23 protein-coding genes and 1 pseudogene are annotated in these 26461 nt (G+C 43.6%); 20 read left to right on the plus strand and 4 right to left on the minus strand.

Annotated features, from left to right (window positions below):
- The first annotated feature begins 24 nt into the window (after nt 1-24).
- From NQ488_01705 to NQ488_01740, 8 genes are all read left to right on the plus strand, one after another.
- A complete protein-coding gene (locus tag NQ488_01705; protein UWN96052.1) occupies nt 25-819 on the plus strand; it encodes an ABC transporter permease in 795 nt (264 codons plus the stop codon).
- Nucleotides 816-1640 (plus strand): ABC transporter permease, encoded by an 825-nt coding sequence (locus NQ488_01710; protein UWN96053.1) that lies wholly within the window; start codon nt 816-818, stop codon nt 1638-1640. Before NQ488_01705 ends, NQ488_01710 begins: the two co-directional genes overlap by 4 nt.
- Nucleotides 1633-3138, plus strand: a complete 1506-nt coding sequence (locus tag NQ488_01715; protein ID UWN96054.1) for an extracellular solute-binding protein — start codon at nt 1633-1635, stop codon at nt 3136-3138. Before NQ488_01710 ends, NQ488_01715 begins: the two co-directional genes overlap by 8 nt.
- Before the next feature lie 249 nt (nt 3139-3387).
- Nucleotides 3388-4605 carry an acetylornithine/succinylornithine family transaminase gene (locus NQ488_01720; GenBank protein UWN96055.1) on the plus strand — a complete coding sequence of 406 codons (1218 nt, stop codon included), beginning with the start codon at nt 3388-3390 and terminating at the stop codon, nt 4603-4605.
- An 84-nt stretch (nt 4606-4689) separates the two neighbouring features.
- Nucleotides 4690-5310: a cytidylate kinase-like family protein gene (locus NQ488_01725; GenBank protein UWN96056.1), complete on the plus strand. Its 621-nt coding sequence runs from the start codon at nt 4690-4692 to the stop codon at nt 5308-5310.
- 68 nt (nt 5311-5378) lie between these two features.
- Nucleotides 5379-6902 (plus strand): APC family permease, encoded by a 1524-nt coding sequence (locus NQ488_01730; GenBank protein UWN96057.1) that lies wholly within the window; start codon nt 5379-5381, stop codon nt 6900-6902.
- Between the two features lie 146 nt (nt 6903-7048).
- A complete protein-coding gene (locus NQ488_01735) occupies nt 7049-8233 on the plus strand; it encodes an iron-containing alcohol dehydrogenase (GenBank protein ID UWN96058.1) in 1185 nt (394 codons plus the stop codon).
- 34 nt (nt 8234-8267) lie between these two features.
- Complete coding sequence (locus tag NQ488_01740) at nt 8268-8831, plus strand: helix-turn-helix domain-containing protein (protein UWN96059.1); 564 nt, start codon at nt 8268-8270, stop codon at nt 8829-8831.
- Between the two features lie 98 nt (nt 8832-8929).
- On the opposite strand, the gene NQ488_01745 is transcribed toward NQ488_01740, so the two are convergent.
- Nucleotides 8930-9532, minus strand: a complete 603-nt coding sequence (locus tag NQ488_01745) for a cytidylate kinase-like family protein (GenBank protein UWN96060.1) — start codon at nt 9530-9532, stop codon at nt 8930-8932.
- A 327-nt stretch (nt 9533-9859) separates the two neighbouring features.
- On the opposite strand from NQ488_01745, the gene NQ488_01750 reads away from it, so the two are divergent.
- From NQ488_01750 to NQ488_01765, 4 genes are read left to right on the plus strand one after another with little or no spacing between them, the layout of a single operon-like run.
- Nucleotides 9860-11101, plus strand: coding sequence for a Trk family potassium uptake protein (locus NQ488_01750; GenBank protein ID UWN97079.1), 1242 nt, complete (start codon nt 9860-9862; stop codon nt 11099-11101).
- Nucleotides 11102-11112: 11 nt separating this feature from the next.
- The gene (locus NQ488_01755; protein UWN96061.1) at nt 11113-11760 is read left to right on the plus strand and encodes a TrkA family potassium uptake protein; all 648 of its coding nucleotides are present in this window, start codon (nt 11113-11115) and stop codon (nt 11758-11760) included.
- Entirely contained in the window at nt 11745-13250 is a 1506-nt protein-coding gene (locus NQ488_01760) for a DUF4118 domain-containing protein (protein ID UWN96062.1), read from the plus strand. The genes NQ488_01755 and NQ488_01760 overlap by 16 nt, the downstream gene beginning before the upstream one ends.
- A 42-nt stretch (nt 13251-13292) precedes the next feature.
- The gene (locus tag NQ488_01765; GenBank protein UWN96063.1) at nt 13293-13991 is read left to right on the plus strand and encodes a response regulator transcription factor; all 699 of its coding nucleotides are present in this window, start codon (nt 13293-13295) and stop codon (nt 13989-13991) included.
- 43 nt (nt 13992-14034) lie between these two features.
- On the opposite strand, the gene NQ488_01770 is transcribed toward NQ488_01765, so the two are convergent.
- On the minus strand, nt 14035-15357 hold the full coding sequence (locus NQ488_01770; protein UWN96064.1) for a sodium-dependent transporter: 1323 nt from the start codon (nt 15355-15357) through the stop codon (nt 14035-14037).
- A gap of 197 nt (nt 15358-15554) precedes the next feature.
- Between NQ488_01770 and NQ488_01775 the strand changes: the two genes are divergently transcribed.
- From NQ488_01775 to cobI, 6 genes are all read left to right on the plus strand, one after another.
- Nucleotides 15555-15848, plus strand: a complete 294-nt coding sequence (locus tag NQ488_01775) for a hypothetical protein (protein ID UWN96065.1) — start codon at nt 15555-15557, stop codon at nt 15846-15848.
- A 164-nt stretch (nt 15849-16012) separates the two neighbouring features.
- On the plus strand, nt 16013-16789 hold the full coding sequence (gene cobM / locus NQ488_01780) for a precorrin-4 C(11)-methyltransferase (GenBank protein UWN96066.1): 777 nt from the start codon (nt 16013-16015) through the stop codon (nt 16787-16789).
- Nucleotides 16789-17934: a cobalamin biosynthesis protein gene (locus NQ488_01785; GenBank protein ID UWN96067.1), complete on the plus strand. Its 1146-nt coding sequence runs from the start codon at nt 16789-16791 to the stop codon at nt 17932-17934. Before cobM ends, NQ488_01785 begins: the two co-directional genes overlap by 1 nt.
- Before the next feature lie 114 nt (nt 17935-18048).
- A complete protein-coding gene (cobJ, locus tag NQ488_01790) occupies nt 18049-18822 on the plus strand; it encodes a precorrin-3B C(17)-methyltransferase (protein UWN97080.1) in 774 nt (257 codons plus the stop codon).
- A gap of 11 nt (nt 18823-18833) precedes the next feature.
- A complete protein-coding gene (cobK, locus tag NQ488_01795; protein ID UWN96068.1) occupies nt 18834-20978 on the plus strand; it encodes a precorrin-6A reductase in 2145 nt (714 codons plus the stop codon).
- A 19-nt stretch (nt 20979-20997) separates the two neighbouring features.
- A complete protein-coding gene (gene cobI, locus NQ488_01800) occupies nt 20998-22506 on the plus strand; it encodes a precorrin-2 C(20)-methyltransferase (protein ID UWN96069.1) in 1509 nt (502 codons plus the stop codon).
- Between the two features lie 320 nt (nt 22507-22826).
- Here cobI and NQ488_01805 read toward each other — a convergent pair whose 3' ends face one another.
- Nucleotides 22827-24122, minus strand: coding sequence for a site-specific integrase (locus NQ488_01805; protein ID UWN96070.1), 1296 nt, complete (start codon nt 24120-24122; stop codon nt 22827-22829).
- 86 nt (nt 24123-24208) lie between these two features.
- A pseudogene (locus tag NQ488_01810) lies at nt 24209-24511 on the minus strand (transcriptional regulator).
- A 237-nt stretch (nt 24512-24748) separates the two neighbouring features.
- Between NQ488_01810 and NQ488_01815 the strand changes: the two are divergent.
- Both NQ488_01815 and NQ488_01820 read left to right on the plus strand, forming a co-directional pair.
- The gene (locus NQ488_01815) at nt 24749-25504 is read left to right on the plus strand and encodes a DUF6033 family protein (GenBank protein ID UWN96071.1); all 756 of its coding nucleotides are present in this window, start codon (nt 24749-24751) and stop codon (nt 25502-25504) included.
- 47 nt (nt 25505-25551) lie between these two features.
- Nucleotides 25552-26094, plus strand: a complete 543-nt coding sequence (locus tag NQ488_01820) for a hypothetical protein (GenBank protein UWN96072.1) — start codon at nt 25552-25554, stop codon at nt 26092-26094.
- Nucleotides 26095-26461: the final 367 nt, after the last annotated feature.

The following is a 26461-nucleotide window of genomic DNA, read 5'->3' on the forward strand; positions in this document are numbered from 1 at the left end:
TGTCTGTTGAATGGAGATGAAGAGATGAAAAATGTATTATCCAGAAGGAGTCTTGGAATTCCTTATGGCATATTCCTGCTGATATTTGTTGCGGCACCGCTTCTGGTGCTTGTGTATTATGCATTTACGGACGGCACGGGGCAGTTTACAATGGCTAATCTGCTTAACTTTTTTACTGACCCCAATACGCTTGGAACGCTGTGCTACAGCTTTGTGCTTGCGATAGTAACGACACTTGTGTGCCTGCTTATAGCTTATCCGGCTGCCTACATACTTACACAGAGCCACTTCAGGAGAACCGGTGTAATAATTATGTTATTTGTGCTTCCGATGTGGATTAACTTTACATTGAGAATAACCGCACTCAAAGAGATACTTTCGCTGGTTGAAGGCAATCTCGCATTCTATCCGTTCCTTAATACGGTAATAGGAATGACATATGATTTTCTGCCGTTTATGATACTGCCGCTGTATACAACACTGTCCAGGCTTGACAGAAATGTCATAGAGGCGGCATCAGACCTTGGTGCGGACAACTTCCAGACATTTACAAGGGTAATACTTCCGTTGTCGGTGCCGGGAATAGTCAGCGGTGTTTCGATGGTATTTCTTCCGGCAATGACGAATTATGTTGTGCTTGATATGCTCTACAACAGCACTTACATCATGGGCAGCCTTATCGGAAGCTACTTCGCGGCATATGACTGGCATAACGGATCAATGATAGCGCTTATACTTCTTATAATTATCTGTGTTGTCACGATTATTTCGGGTGACAGGGATACGGAAGGAAAGGACAGAGGAGGTGCAATCTTATGATTAAAAAGGGAATCAGCTCGGCGTTTATTGCGCTTGTACTTCTTTTTATGTATTTTCCGATTCTTATAATAGCAGTGTACAGCTTTACGGATGCAGCCAATATCGGGACGATAAGCTCATTCTCACTTCAGAATTATATTACGCTCTTTACGACTGAAGAGCTGAAAGATATGATACTTGGTTCGCTTCTGCTTGCAGTAGGAAGTGCGGCACTGGCAACGATACTTGGAACACTCGGAGCAATAGGGTCATTCTATTCAAAGAAGAGAACAAGAACAGCGATGTCGGTACTTAACCAGGTACCTGTTGTAAATGCTGACGTTGTTACGGGATTTTCACTGTGCATACTGCTCGTTGTAGTTCTCGGCGTGAGCAAGGATACATATGTGCCGCTCGTTGCAGGGCATGTGGTCTTAAGTGCTCCGTTTGTATATCTTGCTGTTATACCGAAGCTTAAGCAGATGGATCAGAGCCTGTATGAGGCGGCGCTTGACCTCGGTGCTTCTCCGGCATATGCATTGTGGCATGTAATAATTCCGCAGGCTGCATCGGGTATTGTGTCAGGCTTTGTAATGGCAATAACGCTTTCGCTGGATGATTATTTTGTTGCCACTTATACCAAACCGGCAACATTTGATACGATAAGCACGTATGTAGTCAATGCGACCAAGGGCTCACAGACACAGATAAAGACAGCACTCTGGGCGTTGTCTACGATTATTTTTATACTTGTTGTCATTCTTGAGGCTGCCGTGAACTTCGCACCTTCAGGAAACGGCAGAAGAGGCGGGGCAGGAGAGGAGACGGCAATCGATGAATAGAATGTTAAGGAAATGTGCATCGGTAATCCTTTCGACGGCATTTGCAGTGACTGCACTGGCAGGCACGGCACAGATGTGCCTTACACAGGCGCAGGCGGCGGATGATACTATAACGCTGCGTGTGTGCAATTGGGAAGAATATATTGATGAAGGCAGCTGGGATGAGACGATTGACCTTGAAAGCGGTGATATTAAGGGCGAGAATCCGATTGTAAAGGATTTTGAGGATTGGTATTACAGAACCTATGGTAAGAAGGTAAAGGTCGAATACAGCTGTGCGGGAACGAATGAGGAGCTGTACAATATGCTTACACTTGGCGACGAGTATGACCTTATCTGCCCGTCGGAATATATGATTATGAAGCTTATGGCAGAAGGCTGGCTTGAGCCGTTCTCAGATGATTTTTACGATAAGAATATTAAGGAGAATTATTATGCACGCGGAGTGTCGCCGTTTATCGAAGAGGTATTCAATGAGAATAAGATAGACGGAGAATCATGGAGCAGATATGCAGCCGGCTACATGTGGGGGATTACCGGCATTGTATATAATCCAAAGCTGGTTACACGTGATGAAGCTTCAACATGGCACATTATCGATAATGAAAAGTTCAGAAGACAGATTACCATTAAGGATAACGTAAGGGATACGATGTTTGCGGCGCTTGGTGCGCTTAAGTCAGACATCCTTACATCACCGCAGTTTGTGAATGCATCTGATTACAGTGAAAAGCTTGCAGAGGAGATGAATGACACTTCGGAGGAGACACTTCAGCAGGTGCAGGACTATCTCCAGCAGGTTAAGGATAATGTATATTCATTTGAGACTGACAGCGGTAAGTCAGACATGATAACAGGCAAAGTTGTTGCCGGATATCAGTGGTCAGGCGATGCCGTCTATACCATGCAGCAGGCAGCAGAGGATGGTGTGGAGCTTGATTTTGCCGCACCTGAGGAGTGTACGAATATGTATTTTGACGGCTGGGTAATGCTTAAGTCAGGAATTAAAGGCAATGCAGACAGAAAGCATGCGGCACAGAGCTTTATTAATTACATGTCGATGCCTGAAAGTGCAGTACGCAATATGTATTATATTGGATATACATCCGTTATATCGGGCGGTGACAGCAATATAGTGTACGATTATCTTAAGTGGAATTATGAGGCAGAGGATGGAGAAGAGGACACAATAGAATATCCGCTGGGATATTTTTTCTCAGGCAGCAATGCCGATACTGACTATATTCTCACAGTTCCGGCATCTCAGATAACGGGGGAGCTTTCAGCACAGTATCCGTCGCAGGAGGTCATGGACAGAAGTGCGGTAATGCAGTACTTTGACAGTGAACAGAATTCCCGTATAAACAGGATGTGGATAAATGTGCGCTGCTACAACATCAAAAATGTGCCGGGATGGGCATGGATACTGGCGGCAGCGGCTGTTGCAGTGCTGATTGCAATGTATGTCAGAAAAAAGCTTTCAAACCGTAATATTTAAAAATATTAATTTTTTGAAATTTATTATTGACATAATTAGGCGTTAGTGTTATTGTAAGGTTGTTCAAAATAATAGACATTGATAAGAGCAAAGAAGCTCACCGATTGGTGGTTCTTTGCTCTTTTTGTTTTCCATTATTTTGGATAAAATTCAAAACCGGTTTGTACATTTTTTAAGAATCAAAGGAATCAAAAAATCTAAAATGAGGTTGTGGCAGCGAAGAACGCATGCACAGGAATGGAGGACATTATGAGACTTAAGGATACAGGATTAACAGCACAGGATATTAAGGACAAAGTAAATAAGTACATGATTGAAACATATGAGAGATTTGATTTTCTTGCAGAGACAGCAAGCGGCATGTATATGTATGATGAAAACGGAACCCCATACCTTGACTTTTATGCAGGTATTGCCGTAAACAATGCAGGAAGCTGTAATCCTAAGGTTGTGGCAGCAGTTAAGGATCAGGTCGGAGACATAATGCATACATTTAACTATCCTTACACAATTCCGCAGGCACTTCTGGCTGAGAAGGTATGTACAACAATCGGAATGGATAAGATATTCTACCAGAACTCAGGTACAGAAGCCAACGAGGCAATGATTAAGATGGCAAGAAAGTATGGCGTTGAAAAGTATGGCCCTAAGAGATTCAATATCGTAACTGCAAAGATGGGCTTCCACGGAAGAACATTCGGTGCTATGTCAGCAACAGGCCAGCCTGACAACGGATGCCAGATTGGCTTTGGACCTATGACAGACGGCTTTACATATGCTGAATACAACAACCTCCAGTCATTTATTGATGCATGTACAGAGGATACAATAGCAATCATGGTCGAGCCTGTTCAGGGTGAGGGCGGCGTACATCCTGCAACAATGGAATTCATGACAGGTCTCAGAAAGTACTGCGATGAGCATGAGATGCTCCTCCTTATTGATGAGGTTCAGACAGGCTGGTGCAGGACAGGTGCCGTAATGTCATACATGAACTATGGCATCAAGCCTGATATCGTATCTATGGCAAAGGGACTTGGCGGCGGAATGCCAATCGGTGCTATCTGTGCAACTGCTGAGGTTGCCAAGGCATTTACACCGGGTTCACACGGAACAACATTCGGTGGTCATCCTGTAAGCTGTGCGGCAGCTCTTGCAGAGGTTAATGAGCTTATCGACAGAGACCTTGCAGGTAATGCCAAGAAGGTTGGTGATTACTTTGCAGGGAAGCTTGAGGAACTCCCACATGTTAAGGAAGTAAGACATCAGGGACTTCTCGTAGGTGTTGAGTTCGACGATACAATCTCAGGAGTTGAAGTTAAGCACGGATGCCTTGACAGAAAGCTTCTTATCACAGCAATCGGAGCGCATATAATCCGTATGATTCCACCACTTATTGTTAACGAGGAGCAGTGTGATCAGGCAGTTGCAATAATTAAGGAAACAGTAGAAGCATTATCAAAATAATAATGTATCTTATGTAACAGACAAGGGCGTCACTGAATAGATTCTGTTTGGTGCGCCCTTTTATTTACAGGAATGGAGAAGGTTATGGCACATCTTGTTATTACTATAGGATGCGAATATGGCGCGAAGGGTAATCAGATTGGCAGGAAGGTGGCAGATGACCTTGGAATCAGGTTCTACGACAGGGAAATGGTAGATGAGATTATCAGGGAAGTCGGAATACCCAAGGAGATAATGGAAAAGGTTGAAGAGGGTGTTACGATCGCCGGAAAAGGTGCTGAAGGTGATGTGAGGGGATCATTTTCAAAATATGCGGATCTGACAGAACGGGCAATTCATGTCCAGAAAACAATAATCAGAAAATTATCGGCACGTGAATCGTGCGTTATCATAGGACGTTCTGCTGACTACATTTTAAAGGAGCAGAAGCCGATATTAAGAATATTTATATATGCGCCGAATGATGTGCGCGTGAAGAATGTCATGGAGAGTCATAATCTCTCGGAAGACGATGCGAAGCTTCTTATACTTGAGAAGGATAAAAGATATCATAAGAGACATATGGCACTTACGGGAAGCAACCGTGGTGACAGACATAACAGGGATATTCTGATAAACAGTGACCTTCTTGGCGTTGACAAAACGGCACAGCTGATAGAAGAAGTGGCAAGGAAGGTATTTGAAAAGGATGCGCCGGAAAAGTAGAGCCACACACATGACAGATATGCAGAGATGCAGATATGCGCAGAATATGCGCAGAACAGGAGGCATTTATGAATCAGAAAAAATCAGAATTTGATAAAGTATTCAGCGCATGGGACATCCTTGTTATTGCATTCGGTGCCATGATCGGATGGGGCTGGGTAGTATCATCCGGAGGCTGGATTCAGAAAGGCGGAGTTATCGGTGCCGCACTTGGTTTTGCAATCGGCGGAATTATGATATTTTTTGTAGGACTTACATATGCGGAGCTTACGGCAGCAATGCCACAGTGCGGCGGCGAGCATGTATTCAGCTACAGGGCGATGGGGTCGACAGGGTCATTTATATGTACATGGGCCATAGTCCTTGGATATGTCGGAGTTGCATGCTTTGAAGCCTGCGCACTTCCTACAATACTTACATATCTGTGGCCGGGATTCCTCAAGGGATATCTGTATACGATAGCAGGCTTTGATGTATACGCATCATGGCTTATAGTCGGAATTGCTGTCGCATTTGTGATAATGCTCATTAATATTATGGGAGCCAAGACAGCGGCAATATTACAGACGATATTAACATGTATCATCGGAGGTTCGGGAATTCTGTTGATAGCTGCTTCTGTAATCAATGGTTCAGTGGATAACTTAAACGGCCAGATGTTCATCGGGAGCAATGCTTCTGCAAGCATAAAAGCAGTAATCGGTGTAGCGGTACTATCCCCATTCTACTTAATCGGCTTTGATGTTATCCCGCAGGCTGCTGAGGAGATTAACGTACCGCCTAAGAAGATTGGTAAAATGATGATTCTCTCAGTAGTGCTTGCAGTAGTTTTCTATGCATTTGTAATTGTTGCAGTCGGTCTTGTACTTGATGCCGACGCAATTAAGGCATCACAGGCAGGCTCGGGACTGGTTACGGCAGACGCAATGGCAGTTGCATTCAAGACACCAGTGATGGCAAAGGTAATAATTGTCGGTGGCATGTGCGGAATCGTAACTTCATGGAATTCATTCATGCTCGGAGGTTCAAGGGCAATGTACTCTATGGCTGAGTCTTATATGATTCCAAAGGTATTTGCAAAGCTTCATCCAAAGCACAAGACACCTGTTAACTCACTTATTCTTATCGGTGTGATTACAATGGCTGCACCGTTTGCAGGACGTGAGATGATGGTGTGGATATGTGATGCCGGCAATTTCGGATGCTGCCTGGCATACTGTATGGTTTCGATATCATTTCTCATTCTTCGTAAGAAGGAGCCGGATATGCCAAGACCATATAAGGTTCCTGCATACAAGTTTGTCGGAGGAATGGCAGTGCTGATGTCGGGACTTATGGTGCTTATGTATTGCATACCGGGAACAGGCGGAAGCCTTATACTTCCTGAGTGGGCAATGGTCGGTACATGGAGCGTTCTCGGAGTTGTATTTTTTGTAATATGTAAGAATAAATATAAGGATTCATTCGGTACTCTTGTCGAGCTTATATCTGATGAGGATGCTGCAACGCTCATGCCTGAATTTGACGAGCCTGAGCTTGATAAGGTAATTGATGAGGCTATAGACAGGGTGCTTGCAAGAAAATGTGCCTGAGAAATGGAGACTAATGTGAAAAATCAGAGATTTTTCACATAGCTATTTGTGCCGCAGGCGCCACAAATAGCATTTATCGCAGAGCCAAATCTGACATTTGGCTCGCGATTCCTCCGGCACTTTGTGCCTGCGGAATGGAGAATATTATGAACGAATTTGGATTTTCAATACCACAGAATATAACAGTAGGAAGAGGAACTCTCGGTAAGCTTGGAGAGGCGGCGAAGAAGCTTGGCGGCACGCATGCATTTATAATATCAGGCCCGCATCTTGATAAGATGGGACTTGTAGCCAGAGCAGAAGGGTATCTTGAGGATGCCGGTATTAAGGCGGATGCGTACACGGATATAGAGGCTAATCCGTCAGTGACAACAGTAGAAAAGGCAACAGAAGCTTTCAGGGCTTCAGGCGCAGACTTTATCGTGGCATTCGGGGGAGGCTCACCTATGGATGTAGCCAAGGCAGTCGGAGTTGTTGCAAAGTATGGCGGAAGCATCACTGATTATGAAGGTGCCCACAAGGTTCCGGGAAAGATTGTTCCGCTCATAGCGATTCCGACAACTGCGGGTACAGGCTCAGAGGTTACGGCATTCTCGGTAATAACCGACCACAGCAGGGATTATAAGCTTACGGTGTTCAGCTATGAACTCCTTCCGGCATATGCCATACTTGATGCACAGCTTCTTACAACGGCACCGGCAGGTGTAGCGGCTGCATGCGGAATAGATGCTTTCATACATGCGGAGGAGGCATACATATCAACTGCAGCATCGCCATTCTCAGATGCAATGGCAGAGAAGGCGATGGAGCTTATCGGCGGCAATATAAGACGTTTTGTTGCGAACAGGACTGATATAGAGGCAGCAGAGGCTATGCTTACCGGATCACTGTTTGCGGGAATTGCATTTTCATATGCGAGACTTGGCAACGTACATGCCATGAGCCATCCGGTAAGTGCTTTCTTTGATGTCCCGCACGGAGTAGCCAATGCGGTACTGCTTCCTGTGATTGCAGAGTATAATGCACTTGCAGATCACGGAAAATATATTAAAATATATAATTATATAAGTAAGATTCCGGCGTATGCGGATGAATTTGAGCCGGAGATGTTAGCAGATGCGATAAGAGAACTCTGTGCTTCGATAGGAATTCCTAAGAACCTTACGGAAGCTGTCAATAATGCATGTAAGAATGGCGAAATAAGCCGTGAGCAGATTGAGGAGAAGATTCCGGCGATGGCAGCGGATGCCATGAAAAGCGGCAATATTGCAGTCAATCCGAGAGCATCACGCCAGAGTGATATTGAGGCTTTATATATGAAAGCATTGTGATTGCATATTAAGTACCAGACAAGGAGGATTTGCGATGGATTATCTGTCACATAATGTATCAGTCAATTTGAAAAGAATACGTCAGTCCAAGGGTATGAGCCTTGATCAGGTGGCTGAGCAGACAGGTGTAAGCAAGAGTATGCTTGCACAGATTGAGAAGGGGACAGCTAATCCGTCGCTTGGTGTCCTCGGCAAGATAACGAGCGGACTCAGAATAGAATTCCAGGAGCTGATAGACCCGCCGAGGATAGACAACTGCCTTGTGTCTCCTGAGGAGATAATCCCGACCAAGGAGATGCTGGGACAGTATAAGGTGTGGACATGCTTCCCGTATGAGGACTCCCAGTCTGTCGAGGTGTACAGAATAGATGTCGAGCCGGGCGGAACATATACAAGCGGAAGCCATGGTGAGAAGACAAGGGAATACATAGCCGTTACGGACGGAGTTATTACGATAGAGTGCAACGGACATACCGAGCAGGTAAGCAAGGGACAGGTATATAAGTTTGAGACAGATCAGGCGCATGTATACCGCAATGACGGAGATAAGCCGGTAAGCTGTATGTGTTTTTTCCTTGATTACAGTAATATAAGATAAAACGCACAGCCATGATGCCTGCATCGGGGCAGATAAAAAGGTCTTTCACCCAGTTATGAGTAAACTCATGTGGGTGAAAGACCTTTTTGACCCCGGCATTATTTTAAATATTCATAAAGCGAATTGGAAAGCTGTTTTATATTCTTACCGCTGGTGTTGATTAACAGGTCATAATAGCTTTTATCGCCCCACTTCTGCTGGCTGCAGAATTCACAATACTGCGCACGTGAGCGGTCAACATCCTTCATCTTCTTACGGAGTTCTTTTTCAGTGAGGTGTTCGCCGGGTTCACTTCTTTCCATACATCTCTTAAGCTTGCTTTCAGTATCGGCATATACAAATATACGGAAAGGATTCATCTCACGCAGCACATAGTCTGCACAGCGTCCGACGATGATGCAGTCTGACTTCTCGGCAAGTTCGGTAAGAAGCTTGTACTGCTCAGAAAGAACTGACATATTCTGCTGGAATACAGGGTCAGGAGTAACAAGAAGACTCTGGCCTACATGGATTGGAAATGATATAAGAGGGCGCTTCTCAGATACCTGATGCACATACTCTTCAGATAACTGTGTTCGCTTGGAAATCTCAGTTATAATCTCCTTATCATAGTAAGCAATTCCTAATTTCTCTGAAAGGCGGCGGCCAAGTTCACGTCCTCCGCTTCCAAATTCACGTCCGATAGTAATAATACGATTCATCCATGGCTCCTTTCAAGGCTGGAGGATTACGCATGCTTAAAATGTCCCGTCACATACGTCACAGCTTTTCTTACATAATACACCATAAAGACAAGACTTTCCATAATTATCATGTATTTGATTACAAACTGCATGGCAGTCTTCTTAATACAAATTTAATACCGGACACAAGACATTAATGCACATTTTATGCTGTATATGTAATAATAGATGAAGTTTATGAAAGAGAGGCACTGTTATATGCGTCATTTGACAAAGCATTTTTCATCAGCGCAGATTATAATCATAGGGTTTGCAGGAGTTATTCTTCTTGGAAGTCTGCTGCTTATGCTGCCGTTTGCAACAAGGGACGGGCAGGGAGCCGGTTTTGCGGATGCACTGTTTACGGCAACTTCGGCAGTATGTGTTACGGGACTTATAGTCAGGGATACGGCAACTTACTGGTCAGAGTTCGGACAGGCGGTAATACTTGCGCTTATACAGATAGGAGGAATGGGAGTTATAACGGTAGCTGTCGCAGTTACTCTTATATCAGGAAAAAGGATAAGTCTTAAGCAGAGGAGTACAATGCAGGACGCAATATCGGCACCGCAGGTCGGAGGTATTGTGCGGCTTACCGGATTTATTGTAAAGGCTTCGGCCGCAATAGAGATTATAGCTGCATTGATTATGACACCATGTTTTGTCAGGGAATTTGGAATGGCAAAAGGCTTATGGTATGGTATATTCCATTCGGTATCAGCTTTCTGCAATGCGGGGTTTGACCTTATGGGAGTGCGGGAACAGTTCTCGTCGATAACGTATTATGTGGATAATCCGATAGTTAATATAACAGTGATACTGCTGATAATCGTCGGAGGTATAGGCTTTATTACGTGGGAAGATATAAAGAATAACAGACTGCATTTTGCATCATACAGGATGCAGAGCAAGGTCATACTTGTGGCAACGGCGTTATTGATTTTTATTCCGTCAGTATATTTCTTCTTTTGCGAATTCACGGACGGCTCAGTATGGCATCGTGTAATAAGTTCTGTTTTTCAGTCTGTGACGACAAGAACTGCAGGATTTAATACAGTAGATCTTACATCACTTAGTGATGATGGAGTGGCAGTGATGATCATACTCATGCTGACAGGGGGAGCACCGGGATCTACGGCCGGAGGCATGAAGATAACAACGCTTGCTGTTCTTGCAGGCACTATGATTTCCGTATTTGCAAGAAGAGAACACACACATTTCTTTGCCAGAAGGATTGATTCTGATATAATAAGAAATGCGGTGGCGGTATTTATGATGTACATAATATTATTTCTGCTTGGGGGACTTATAATAAGCAGAGTTGAAGCAATACCGCTTCTGACGTGCCTGTTTGAGACTGCGTCAGCGGTTGGAACGGTAGGACTTACGCTTGGCATCACGCCGGGGCTTGGGATGCTTTCAAGAACGATACTTGTGCTGCTTATGTATATCGGACGCGTCGGAGGGCTTACGCTTATCTTTGCAGCGGTTTCACCGAGAAAAGGAAATACGGCGAGACTTCCACAGGAAAAAATGACAGTAGGTTAAGGAGGCAGAATATGAAATCGGTATTATTGATAGGATTGGGAAGATTTGGAAGACACATTGCAAAAAAGCTTAATGAGATGGATCATCAGGTGATGGCAGTAGACAGTGACGAGGAGAGGGTGAATGACGTAATCTCATATGTTACTAATGCACAGATTGGCGACAGCACAAATGAGCAGTTTTTATCATCACTCGGAATACGTAATTTTGATACATGCATAGTAGCAATCGGAGATGATTTCCAGAGTTCGCTGGAGACAGCATCACTTCTTAAAGAACTTGGGGCAAAAAAGGTAATTGCAAGGGCAGCAACGGATGTGCAGGAAAAGTTTCTGCTCCGTAATGGGGCAGATGAGGTTGTATATCCCGAGAAACAGCTTGCATCATGGACTGCAATACGATGTACATCTGATATGATACTTGATTATACGGAGCTTGATGACGGATATTCTATATTTGAAATAGAAACACCTGAGAGCTGGATAAATAAGACTATAGTTGAAATTAATATCCGCAGGAAATACAATATAAATGTTCTTGCAATACGTGGAAACGGAAAACTTAATATGAATATTAATCCGGATACGCGTTTTATGGAAGGAAATTCAGTGCTTATACTGGGACAGCAGAAAGATGTTCAGAAATGTTTAAAAATATAATAAAAAGCATAGCAATACTTGCCGGGGCAACAGCTCTGGGAATGGTATTTTACAGAATCGGATTTTCAAGTGCCAATATAATCATGGTATACATACTGGGTGTGCTTATCACTTCTATAGCAACATCACACAGAGTTTACAGCCTTATATCTTCAATAGCCAGTGTATTTGTATTTAACTATCTTTTTACAGCACCGCGGTTCTCGCTGTCGGCATATGAGACAGGTTATCCGGTAACGTTTGTTGTAATGTTTATTACGGCATATGTCTCCGGAACATTCTCATTAAGGTACAAAGAGCAGGCCAGACAATCTGAGAAGCTTGCAGATACTACACGTATACTGTTTGATACTGATAAGCTGCTTACGGCTGCAAAGGGCAGGGATGCAATAATAAAAGCGGCTGCCGGGCAGATAAGCAGGCTGCTTGAAAGGAACATAGTAATTTATCTTAATGTTGACGGAAAGCTTTCAGAACCATACATGCTTAATGTATCGGACAGCAGCTGTGCCGGTAATGCCGGAGTGATGGATGAGAAAAATGTGGCCGAGTGGGTTCTTGCTAATAACCATTATGCCGGAGCTTCGACAGACAGATTTGCAGATTCTGTGTATGTATATTATGCGGTGAGGGTTAATGACAGAGTATATGGAGTTATAGGCATAGAGGCAAAGGACAAAATACTCGACAGTTCTTCACAGAGCATATTGTTATCAATCCTTGGTGAGTGCGCACTTGCACTTGAAAATGAGAAAAACCAGAGAGATAAGGAAGAAGCGGCAATCCTTGCAGAGAGCGAGCAGCTCAGGGCAAACCTGCTCAGATCGATATCACATGACCTGAGGACGCCGCTGACAACTATAGCCGGCAATGCCAGCAGCCTTTTAAGTAACGGAAAAAGCTTTGATGAACAGACAAGATATCAGATATATCAGGATATTTATAATGATTCCGTGTGGCTTAATAATCTCGTTGAGAATCTGCTTTATGCAACAAGGATAGAAGAAGGAAGAATGGTACTTAATACATCAACGGAGCTTCTCGCAGATGTTATTGATGACGCAGTAAGACATGTGAAGCAGCATTCCGGTGAGCACAGTATTTTTGTTGAGAGCGATGATGAGTACATACTTGTGACAGCCGATGCAAGACTTATTGTTCAGGTAATAATTAATATAGTTGATAATGCGGTAAGGTATACACCGCCGGGTTCTCATATAACGATACGTTCCTGCAGTGAGAATAATATGGCTGTGGTGTACATTGAGGACAATGGCAATGGTATATCTGATGAAGATAAAGAGCATGTTTTTGACAAGTTTTACAGTGGAACAAACAGGATTGCAGACAATCGCAGAAGTATAGGATTGGGATTGTATTTGTGCAAAGCGATTATTGAGGCACATGGAGGAACAATAACGGTAAGGGATAATAATCCTGCCGGTGCGGTGTTTGTATTTACATTGCCACTTGCTGACAATGCGTTTTAAAAGGCTGTTATTACATTTTAGAGGAATTCGGAGGAAACAATTATGAGCAGAGCCAACATAATGGTTGCAGAGGATGACGGACCTGTAAGAAATCTTATAACCGTGACGCTTAAAGCGCATGATTACGGCTATGTAACAGCCACTACCGGGGAAGGTGCAATAAATACTGCCGCATCTGTCAATCCTGATATTATTCTTCTTGATCTGGGGCTTCCCGATATAGATGGTGTTGAAGTTATAGAGCGTATAAGAACCTGGTCTAACGTGCCGATTATAGTTGTAAGTGCAAGAAGTGAGGATAGTGACAAGATAGACGCGCTTGATGCGGGTGCAGATGATTATCTGACAAAGCCGTTTTCTGTTGAGGAACTGCTTGCCAGACTGCGGGTTGTCGAAAGAAGGCTGGCACTTATGCAGAGCAGTTCGCTTACAGGAGCTGTATATGAGAATGGCGGGCTTGTGATTAATTATGCACAGCAGTGCGCATATCTTAACGATACAGAGCTGCATCTTACACCAATAGAGTATAAATTGTTGTGTCTTCTCGCACATAATACAGGAAAAGTCCTGACCCATAAATATATACTTCAGAACGTCTGGGGGAGCAATCTTGAGAGCGACATGGGCTCTCTGCGGGTATTTATGGCAATGCTCCGTAAAAAACTGAATTCGGGTCAGAACTCTCCTCAATATATACAGACACATGTGGGTATAGGATACAGAATGCAGAAGGTTGACTAAAGCTGCATGTCTGTAAGCCTGTAAGCCGTATCGTACTATACCATCACCCGATTCCGCCAAGCAGTATTCCGAGTATAAGAACGAGTATGCATACCGGGCAGTAGATATATCTGCATACCGGAAGGAATGCCTTTGTGAATGTCTGGCTGCGGCCTGTATTTATCTGTGATTCAACATATTGCTTACTGCATACCCAGAAGAACATGATTCCGGCAAGACCTGCACCCAGAGGGCAGATGTAGATTGAGAGAACATCCATCCAGTCAGATACTATGCCCTGAATACATATTGATACGATAAGAGCTATTACAGCTATGATACCACAGGAGGCCTTGCGTCCGAGGTGAAGCTTTTCCTGAATTGTCGCAATCGGTGCTTCGTATAAATTGATTAACGAAGACAGACCGGCTGAGAAGACGGCAACAAAGAAAATTACTGCTATGATATATCCGCCCGGCATTGACTTGAATAATGCGGGAAGATATATGAACATAAGTCCGGGACCGCCCTGATTAAGCTGTGCTCCGGTTGTAGCCATTGCAGGGATTATTACAAGTGCTGCAAGGAGCGCTGCAATTGTATCAAACAATGCAACTCTTCCGGCAGCGGCAGGTATATCATCATTGTCGGGAAGGTATGAGCCGTATATCAGCGTGCCGTTACCTGCGACCGACAGTGAGAAGAACGCCTGACCAAGAGCAAATATCCAGGTTGATGGGTCAGCCAGAGCCTTAGGGTCAACACGGAATATGTATCTGTAGCCGTCTATGGCACCCGGCTGGAATGCAACATATATGCCGAGAATTGCAAAAAGTATAAAGAATACCGGCATCATCACTTTGTTGGCTTTTTCAATGCCGCGCCCTATTCCGAACATAAGGATTACAATTCCGATTACAAGAGCGGCAATCTGCCATGTATTGTTGCCAAAGGCGCTTGCCATTGAACCGAAACGTGCACTGAATTCTCCGGCATCTGAAGGCGCGAGAGCGGTACCTGTGAATGCACCGACCATATATTTGAGAATCCAGCCCATGACGACAGTATATCCGATTGCCATGGCAAGAGCACCCGCTACAGGTATGTAGCCGAGCAGTTCACCAAGCTTCTTTCTGCCTTTTGTGCCGCATGCATATCCAAATGCGTCAACAGGACCCGACCTCGTGGCACGTCCGAAGCTCATCTCGCCGATTACGCCGGTGAAGCCTATAAGTGCAACAAATATAAAATACGGAATCAGATATGAGCCGCCGCCGTAAATGGATACTCTTGTCGGAAACATCCATATATTGCCCATTCCGACTGCTGAGCCGATACATGCGAGGATAAAGCCCCACCTGTTATTAAAAGAATCGCGCTTGTTCATTGTAAAATCCCCCGATATCCTGCCGGAGCATTGCATGACAGCTCCGGAACAATCTGTAGGCATCAAAGCCGGGTGGCTTTTGCCCCAACATTAATATACATGAATATTATTCTTATGTAAACGATTTAATATTGATGATATTGTAAATGTATGGCATAATTACAAAAAACAATCACAAAAAGCAGGAGGACATAATAATGTCAGAGATTCACAGCATAGATGCAGAAGATGATCAGTTTGCATACCGTTACGACACACAGCTTTTGATTGACCGCCGCGATGAGGATCTTGATGAGGATGCAATAGCTGACTATATAACAGAGCATTTTGAAGGCAACAGCCTTATAGCAGCAGGAGACGAGGATCTCGTCAAGATTCATTTCCATACCAACGAACCTTGGAAGATTCTTGAATACTGCAATACTGTAGGCGAGATATATGACATTGTTGTTGAGGATATGATTCGTCAGTCAGCAGGAATGCAGGGCTGATTGCCGGCAAGAGCACATACGGAAAAAATTGTCGAAATAATTAATTATTTGTGATAATGTAGTGAGCAGATGGTAATTAGCATCTGCTCATTTTTTATATGCAGGATTTGTGCCTGCGCACAAACCTGGGATGCCCTGAAAAACGGGCAGGAATGGAGACTGATATGGTTTATTTTGTTGGGGCGGGAAGCGGAGCTGTGGACCTGATTACTGTACGCGGAATGCGGCTTCTGCAGAAAGCGGATGTAATAATATATGCGGGCTCGCTTGTGAATCCGGAACTTCTTGAGTATGCTGACGGTAATTGCAGAATATATGACAGTGCGAAGATGACGCTGGATGAAGTGATAGAAGTTATTGAGGGTGCAGAATGTGAGGGGCTTATGACAGTACGTCTGCATACGGGGGAACCGAGCATATATGGCGCGGTGCGTGAGCAGATGGATATTCTGGATGAAAAAGGCATAAGCTACGAAAGCTGTCCCGGAGTAAGTGCGTGCTTTGGTGCAGCATCATCGCTCAATATGGAGTATACGCTGCCCGGAGTGTCACAGTCTCTTATCATAACGAGAATGGCGGGGAGAACCGGAGGCGTACCGGAGACGGAGAGTATTGAGAGTTTTGCGGCGCATAAGGCATCAATGGCAATATATCTTAGCACGGGAATGCTGGATGAACTGACAGAGAGACTTATAACAGGAGGATATACGTCTGATACGCCGGCGGCTCTTGTGTATAAGGCAACATGGAAAGATGAACAGGCATATGTATGCACGCTTGGAAGTCTCGCTGATACGGCAGGAAAATACAATATAACGAAGACAGCACTTGTTATTGTCGGTGAAGCTGTTACACACCGTAATTACATGAAGTCAAGGCTCTATGCACCTGATTTTGAGACGGAGTTCAGAAAAGCAAAAATGCATCGGGAGACAGAATAATGATAGCTTATGTGACATGGTTTACAGAGCAGGGAAGGCAGATTGCTGATAAAATATCAGGAATGCCATTACACATAACATATGGACAGTGCTGTGAAAGCTATGGCGGGCGTATTGTGCCAGGCAGACTTGCAATAAGGGCGCGAGAAGGGCGCACAATGCACGAATGGCTTTCGGAGGCATTTGCAAAGGGGCTTCCTGTAATAATCATAGGTGCCGCAGGGATTGCGGTGCGCACAATAGCACCGTTTGTGACAAACAAGATTGCGGACAGTCCTGTCATAGTAATAGATGATGCGGGAAGATACGTGATTCCGGTGCTTGCCGGACATCTTGGAGGTGCCAATGAGCTGGCTTCCAATATTGCAGCCCGGCTCACAGATACAGACTGCAAAGCACAGCCTGTAATTACAACATCAACAGATGTTAATAATGCATTTGCAATAGATGTATTTGCAAGACGTAACGGCCTGAGAGTATGCAATGCGGACGGAATACGAAAGGTATCCGGAAGGGCTGTCAGCGGCAGTACTATAATAATAGCAATTGACAGACAAAGTGGTGGATGCATGGAAGAGTGTACTATTGAGGATAGTGCAGAAAACGGCGGCGCAGTTATTCCGGACATGGTCAGGATTACAGACTGGGAGAAAGGAAGCTCTGCCGGTCATGTGGATGTCCTGATTACCAATGATGCAGATGAGGAAAAGGTCAGCCTGTATAAGCAGAAAGCCGGCCTGATACTTGCACCTAAGACAGATGTGCTTGGAATCGGATGTAAGAAGAACAAAGAATATGATGACATACGGCGCAGAATTGAAGAAGCCTGTGCTGTGGGGCTTATCAGAGAGGATAACATCTGTGCACTGGCTTCTATAGATATAAAAGCTGATGAAGCCGGGCTGCTGGAGGCTGCGCAGGTAATGAGGGTGCCTTTTGTTGTATTTACGGCGGAAGAACTCAGAAAAGTGCCGGGAGATTACACTCCGTCGCAATTCGTTGAGAATACCACGGGGGTTGATAATGTGTGTGAGCGTGCTGCAGTTGCCGCATCAGGCGGAGGCAGGCTGGCAGTAAGGAAACAGGCCGGGAATGGCATTACACTGGCAGTGGCAAAAAGAAGAAGCATTAAGCTGGTGTTCTGAGATTTGTGCCTGCAGAATGGAGTATAGTGTGAAAAATCTCTGATTTTTCACACGCAAGATTTGTGCTTACGCACAAACTTGATATGCGCAAAATTCAGCGCGGGAATGGAGTATATTATGAATAATATATATGTTGTCGGGATGGGACCCGGAGAAGAATCAATGATGACACAACAGGCGATAGATGCGCTTGAGGCAAGCGATGTTATTATAGGATATACTGTATATCTTAATCTGCTGGGAGAGCGCTTTGCGGATAAAGAGCTGCTCTCAACACCTATGAAAAAGGAACGTGAGCGCTGCATCATGTGCTTTGAAAAGGCTCACGAAGGGAAAAAAGTTGCAATGATATGCAGCGGTGATGCAGGGGTATATGGGATGGCATCACTTATGCTTGAGCTTGGAAAGAATTATCCTGACTGTGATATAACGGTAATACCCGGAATTACGGCAGCAAGCAGCGGGGCAGCCGTACTTGGCGCACCGATTAACCACGATTTCTGTGTGATAAGCTTAAGTGATCTGCTCACCCCGTGGGAGCTCATAGAGAGGCGGCTTGCGGCTGCGGCAAGAGGAGACTTTGCAATAGTGCTGTATAATCCTTCAAGCCGCAAACGTGCGGATTATCTCAAACGCGCCTGCACAATCCTGATGGAACATGGAGTGACGGCTGACAGGGCATGCGGCTATGTGGAGAATATAGGACGGGAGAACACAAAAGCCGTGACACTTACGCTCGGAGAGCTTATGAATACATCTGTAAATATGTTCACAACTGTATTTATCGGCAACTCGCAGTCAGAGATAATTGACGGCAGGCTGGTAACAAAAAGAGGCTACGACATAGAAGGCATACATAATAATATCAGCAGTGATAAGCAGCAGTAAGGGGATTGATAATGGCTAAGGTTTTGATATATTCAGGAACAACGGAAGGACGCATGCTTGCACAGCAGTTGGCACAGGCAGGCATAGAATGTGATGTACATGTGGCAACTGAGTACGGACAGATAGTAATGCCGCAGCTTGATAGGGTTAATGTGCATGTTGGAAGACTTGATGCCAATGAGATGTATGAGGCGGCACGCAATGGTTATGCAGCAGTTGTTGATGCCACACATCCGTTTGCAACAGAAGTATCTGCCAATATACGCAAAAGCCTTGAGACGCTGGATGTACCGTATATAAGGCTTGCAAGAAAAATGAACATCGTTACGGATACGACGCAGGAGAATGAAGGCGGTAATACAGGCAATCGTAACAGCGGTAACGGCCATGTCAGATATTTTGCGGATTATGAAAGCTGTGCCGCTGCGCTTGAGTCCACAGATGGCAATATCCTTCTGACAACTGGAAGCAAGGAGCTTGGGATATTCTGTAATGACGGAAAGCTTTGTGAGAGGCTCTATGTGCGTGTGCTTCCGGGACAGGACAATATTGCGCTCTGCGAGGCGGCGGGAATAAGGGGAAAGCAGATAATTGCAATGCAGGGACCGTTTTCTACGGAGATGAATACTGCTCTGATTAACCAGTTTTCAATAAAGTACATCGTTACAAAGGCAAGCGGCGAACACAGTGGTTTTGCAGAGAAGCTTGAGGCGGCTCGCAATTGCGGAATTGAAGCATTTGTTATAGGAATGCAGGCAGAGGATAAGGGGTTATCTTATGATGAGGTGCTTAAGCGTATCTTGAGAATATGCAATGCTAAGATAAAGTCAGACGAGACAGTAAGGATATCGCTGATTGGAATTGGCGTGAGTGGGAGAACGCTCACCGGGGAGGCACAAGAAGCACTTAACAATGCAGGACTGGTATTCGGTGCCGGCCGCATGCTTGACAGTGCATCTGCATATATCGGAAGAGGTGCGGCATGTTATCCGTATTATATGGCAAAGGATATCATTCCGGTGATAAAAAGATATGAAAATGATACGGCTGGCATGCTTACGGCAGGAGGCGATATGTCCGGAAGCCTTAATGCGGCGGTACTGTTTTCCGGAGATACAGGCTTTTACAGTGGGGCTGCCAAGCTTAAGGAAGCATTGGAAGCGGAAGGCTACACACGGGTGACGATATATCCGGGCATCTCATCGGTTTCATATCTGGCAGCAGCAACGGGTAATGCATGGCAGAACGCAAAGCTCTTAAGCATACACGGCATGAGTGATAAACGAAGGGCAGAGGCACTTGTAAAGGATGCGGTGCGCTGCAATGAAAGGACATTTGTGCTTGTGTCGGGAAGGGATGATGTGCAGAGAGTCAGTGCGTGGGTGAGTGATATTAAAGCCGGATGTTCGGGAGATTCCGTGATGGGTTCCATCCGCATAATTGCCGGATATAATCTGGGATATGATGACGAGAAGATAACGGAGCCTGCAACAAGCGGGGATATCGCAGGGCAGAACGGACTGTATACATTGCTGATACTTAATGACAGGCCTGAGAGGAAAAGGCTTGTGCCGGGAATATGTGATGAGGAATTCAGGCGTGATATGAAAGTGCCGATGACAAAAAAAGAAATCAGAGTGGCGGCAATAAGCAGCCTTGAGATAAGAAGCGGCGCGGTTGTATATGATATCGGAAGCGGAACCGGTTCAATTGCGGTTGAGTGTGCGATGCTCTCTCCTGATATAAAGGTATACGCATTTGAATGCAATGAAAAGGCACAGAAGCTTCTGCGGGAGAATATAGAGAGGTTTGGAACTGCCAATGTATATCCTGTTGACGGTATGGCACCTGAAGTGCTTGATACAGAAGGTCTTGAACCGCCTACGAATGTATTTATCGGGGGAAGCAAAGGGCAGCTTGAGGCTATTGTAGAGAAGGTATGGAAGCTGAATCCTGAAGCTGTGATAGTGATAAGCGCGGTAACTCTTGAGACACTTGCACGTATTACGGGGCTTGCCGAAAAGAGTACTGATGACGGGCACAATGTACGGTGCGAAGTAGTACAGATGCAGGTTAATCAGGTAAGGCAGGCAGGAAGCTATCATATGATGCAGGGAACCAATCCGGTATTCCTGTGTGTATTGAAAAGAGTATAAGAGAGGAAAACATAAAGACATGCGGCAGGGAATTGTTATAGTAAGCTTTGGAACTACATATTCGGGAACCAGGCATAAGAATATTGAGGCCATAACGCGTCAGGTAAGAGCTGTATATCCTGATGCGGTTATTGCAGAGGCAGTTTCAAGTACAATAGTAAGAAAAGCTATGAAGCAGAGGGAGTGTATTGACGCACTTGGCACGAAGGACGCACTTGAGTATATGAAATCTCAGGGGGTTACACATGTTGCCGTGCTTCCGACACATGTACTTGACGGCATAGAGAACAACCGCATGAAGGAGAATATCGCAAAATACGAATCTGAGTTTGAGTCGGTTAAGGCAGCAGATGCACTTCTTGCACGCGATGAGGATTATGTGAATATTGCAAAAGCATTGTGGGAATCCCTCAAGGATGAAGTGGGCAGCAGGACTCTTGTGCTTATGGGACATGGAACTGAACATGCAGCGGATTCGGATTATGCACGCATAGAAAATGTGCTCCGCGAATATTCGCACCATAATATATATATAGCTACTGTGGAAGGAAGCGTGACTATTGAAGATGTAATTGCGCGCATGAATGCGGATAAGGCGGATAAACATGTGGTTGTGACGCCGTTTATGCTGGTAGCGGGTGACCATGCCAATAACGATATGGCAGGAGAGGAGGATTCATTTGCAAGTAAGCTTACTGATACAGGATATGATGTAGAGTGCATTATAAGAGGAATAGGGGAATATCCGGCAGTACGCGAGGTATATATGGAGCATCTGCGCAGGGTAACAGAGAAGCTGTTTGCTGCCGGAAACGGCGAAGCGAAGAGAAACGGAACCCTGTATGGCATAGGCGTTGGACCGGGTAATCCACAGCTTATGACGCTTGAAGCACTTAATATAATGAAAATGTGCGATATCATAATACTTCCTGCGGTCTCGGCAGATGAATGCCATGCATACCGTATAGTCGAGCAGGTATATGATAATATTAAAAATAAGCCGCTTGTATGTATGCCGTTTCCGATGATAAAGGACGAAAAAAAGCTTGAGCATGCACACATGCGCATTTATGAGACGATAAAGGATTATCTTGCACATGGAAAAAATGTAGGTATGCTTACAATTGGAGACCCGGGAATATATTCGACATATATGTACATGCATAGACGTGCAGCTGAGGACGACTACAATGCACATATTATAAGCGGAGTTCCATCATTCTGTGCTGTTGCGGCAAGACTGGGAATGGCGCTCGGAGAGAAGAATCAGGAGATTCATATTATCCCTGCATCATATGATGTAAAAGAGTCATTGCAGTACAGCGGAACCTGCGTATACATGAAGTCGGGCAGAATACTTAAGGAGCTTACGGATGCACTTGCAGAGCAGAAGGCAGGCGGAAGAGCTTTTGAGGTGTGTGCCGTGTCTGACTGCGGCATGCCGTCAGAGAAGATATACAGAGGGCTGGAAGAAGCGATGCGTGCAGAAGGTTACCTTACAACGGTAATCGTGAAATATTCGGATTGAGATTATGTATGGCGATATGCATACGGCGGGCGTCTATCCGTTCCCTTATTGGAAAAGGATAGACGCCCGCTGATTTGCTAAGGCAGGAAGTTATATCATTTATTACAGATAAATCCAGAAGCGTTTAACAGTAACATCTTCGTAAGGGGCATATGCATCCCTCGCTCTAAAGAGCTCAGTCAATTCCAGTTTGCCGAAATATATTTCTAACTTTCCCTATTTTACAGGCTTTCCAGCCTGTGCACTAGCGAAACGATATGTATTTTCCCTTATTTTTGCCCTTATGAGATAATCGTAAGGGAAATAAGGGAAAGTTTTATTTAGTCATTGCCTGCCACTTTATCAAGTAACCTTGCAGATTCCCGCTTGGCTTTTCTTGTAGAGTGTGCATAGACATTCATGGTGGTACTGACATCTGAGTGCCCTAACAGTTCCTGCACATCCTTTGGTGCTGCTCCATTTGCCAGAAGGTTGCTTGTGTAGGTGTGTCGCAACTGGTGAAAATGAAATCCTTCAAATCCATCCAGTTTCTGAGCAATCTTCCTGCAAACAATTCCTAACGTGCTTGGCAGTTCCAAACTTCCATCCGGTCTTAAGCAGACAAAGGATATTTCCTTATAATCTTCTGGAACATTCTCTGTTCCGTCCAGATGATAGAACTCATAGTAAACTCTGTTTTTGTCTTTTACTTCTCTGTAGTAGTTTTTATGGTAAAGTTCTCCGTACTGCATTCGGTTTTTAAGTTGTTCCTTTCGGGCATTGCGAAGAATCTCTGCCAGTGTATCTCCAAAATCAACAATCCTTACCTTTTTTCGTTTGGTTGGTCCGATGATATTCTTGTGCCTTGAACCATCATATCGGATACTGCGTCTGATTGTAAGGCACTGTTCTTCAAGATTCACATCCTGCCATGCCAGACCACAGGCTTCACCGATACGAAGTCCTGCATAATAAGCTATCTGGATTGGAAGTATTGCCGGTGGATTGTAATTCTGTAGAAATTCAATCAGTCTTTCATAATCCTCTCGTGGAATTGGCTGTATATCGCCATCCATGTCATCATCGGAAAACAGGTCAACCTCATCCGTCTGGTATTTCAGCTTAATATACTGCATCGGATTGAAAGTGATATATTGCTTTGGTGATACTGCAAATCGGAATGACTGCTGTAATACTGCCGAGAAAGAACGAATGTAATCTTTGCTATAACCTTTTCTTTCTGAACCATCTGGATAAGTGCCACCAAAGGAAAGCAGATCGAAGAAGGCTTGTAAATGCTCAGATGTTACATTTTTCAACTTTCTCTCTGAAATTGGATGCTTCTTGATGTTGGTAATGGCACCGAGGTAATTCTGGACTGTCCCATTACTGAGCGTACCGGTCTTTAATTCTTCCTCTGCCCATATATCAAGTAATTCTCCAATTGTAATATTTTCCGACTTTGCAATGAATTTCTTGCTTTCGTAATCGTCCATTGCCTGACGGAGCAGTTTTTCCGTTTCACTTTTACTTTCTGTTCCAGCGTATTCTTTCTGAACCAGATTGCCGCTTGCATCTTCTACATAGAAGCGGTAGTACCATTTCTTTCCTTTTTTTCTTACAGATCCTTTTGCCATAATCGTGTGTCTCCTTTCGATATCAGACAATCGGAACTGATGAAATGCTTCTTGCGTGTAAGTATATCATAACTCCGGTTGTCGTTCTATACCGAATCGGAATCCTCATACAAAACTTCTGATAAAAGATTTTCAAGCCTTTGTTCTGCCATTTCCGGTTTCTTGGAATAAAGCCTTACGATATCTGCCATGTCGTTAAAGGCATTAACAGTGTGGGTGATCTCCCGGAGAAACATAATCTCGTTATATTCATCATTCGATTCAAACCCCATTACTTTTGCAATATCAGCTTCATTCGTGTTGCCCTTGTAATTCTTGCAGGCAAACTGGAATGATTCCAGAAACAGGTTATATTGCTTTAACATCAACAGCAGTAAATCTTTGGAAAAATAGGCTGCTTTTTTCTGTTGAGTAAGAAGTATCTTTTAATTCATATTTAGGTGGTTTGTCAATAGCAATAATATTTAATGCATAATCTGATTTAAGAGTGAATTTCAAATTTTAGATTTTCAATAATCATGGGATAAAAATAACAGGGAGGATTATAGTTTTCGGAATAAAGCCGATATATAATATTAGAAACAATAAATAATAAAGAACGGATTCAGAGAAGGAGGACAAAGGATATGTCAATGAATGTGAATACAACGGGTACTGTTTATGGAAGTTATCAGAATACCTACAAGGCAGGTACAGTAGATAAGAAAAAAGAAACAGCGAAAACAACAGAAAATGATAAGGTCAAGAAAAATGTGACAGAAAGTATAGCCGAAAAAAATCTAAGTAAAGAGGCACAAAAAATGCTTAAAGATATGCGTGGCTCAAGAACAGATATGGACTTTATGGTTGCAGATTTTGAAAATGGTGATAATGCTAAAGATATTTTAGCACAAAGTGATAAAGAGTTTACGGTTATTTTCTCAAAGGAAGAAATGGAGAAGATGGCATCCGATCCCAAATATTATGCTGAAAAGATGCATAGTATTGAAGGTGCTTTGCGTATGTCGGATGAAATCAATGCTCAGTTTGGATTTGAAAGAGCATTTGGTAAGACAAACGGAATAGAAAACAGTGCAGATACTGATACAAAAATAACAAAGTTTGGTATTTCTTTTAATAGTGATGGAACTACAACATTCTTTGCTCAATTAGAAAAAACATCAGCTAGTCAGAAAGAATATCTTGAAAAAATTCAGGAAAAGAAAGCTGCGGAGAAGAAAGAGGCGAAGAAAAAGGAACAATTAAAGCAAATTGAAGTAAAAAAAGCTACTGTTCAAGCAAATTCAAAAGATGAACTTTTGGATAAAATTAAAAATATTGAATGGAATTCTATCAAACCAGAGGATAATAAAATCGGTGGAAGATTTGATTTTTCAATTTAGTATATTTAGATGGGGATGATTACATAAAGTATGGAGGTAGATTCATTATGAGAAAACGTTTTTTTTCTATTATTGTATGTGTTGTCATGCTTTTTACAATGAATGTCACAGCTTTTGCGGCAGAAACTCAGGAAAATTATTCGGAGACGGAGAAAACAATGACATTTGAAATAACTCCGACAGCATTAACTTCTGGATCATCACGACATTCTGTTGGAATGTTAAATTCCTTTTTTGGAACAAATGATACAGTGGCAACTTCCGCTCTTGGTTCTTTTACAATCAGCAGCACATCTGTTCCGTCAGGCTCCACAATCAGTAAAATAGTGGTTACATCCACAAAAAGTAGTGGAAGTAGTGGAAACATCGAATTATTTGTTGCTAAAGATGAGGATAATGGAGATGGCACATTTGACAGATATACAGACAGCAAAAGTTGGAATAGTTCTCTTACTTTTGCAGATTTTGGCAATTATAATTTAAGCCCTGTTGGAAATTATTATGTTCAATTTGAATCTACAAGGTATTCAACGGGAACTGTTGCAGCAGCAACATTAAAAAATATTTATGTCACAGTATACTATCATTAAAATTTTATAATCCCCATTCTAAACAAGCAAAGATGTTGTTATTCAGTTAGCAGCATCTTTGCTTTTAATTGTATAATTGATATGACTATTGAGTTAGAATGACATTGATAGCGATAGAAAGCTATATATTACAGAAGCAGACTTTGATAAAAAAGCATTTGAGAGATTATATAAATTGAATATTATATAATCAGAGGTATATAGAACATGCACAGAGACACTATATTTCAATATGAAACAATGGTGCCTGACACAATAAAAACGCATAGCCAAACTTCGCTCGGTATAACTGCCTGATTGTGTCGAAATTCGTATTTTATCAATTATATCTGATAAAACTGGATTTGCGGTATTGAAAATCAGTTAT

It is taken from the genome of [Bacteroides] pectinophilus (assembly GCA_025146925.1).
GTDB classification, from domain to species: Bacteria; Bacillota; Clostridia; order Lachnospirales; family Lachnospiraceae; genus Bacteroides_F; species Bacteroides_F pectinophilus.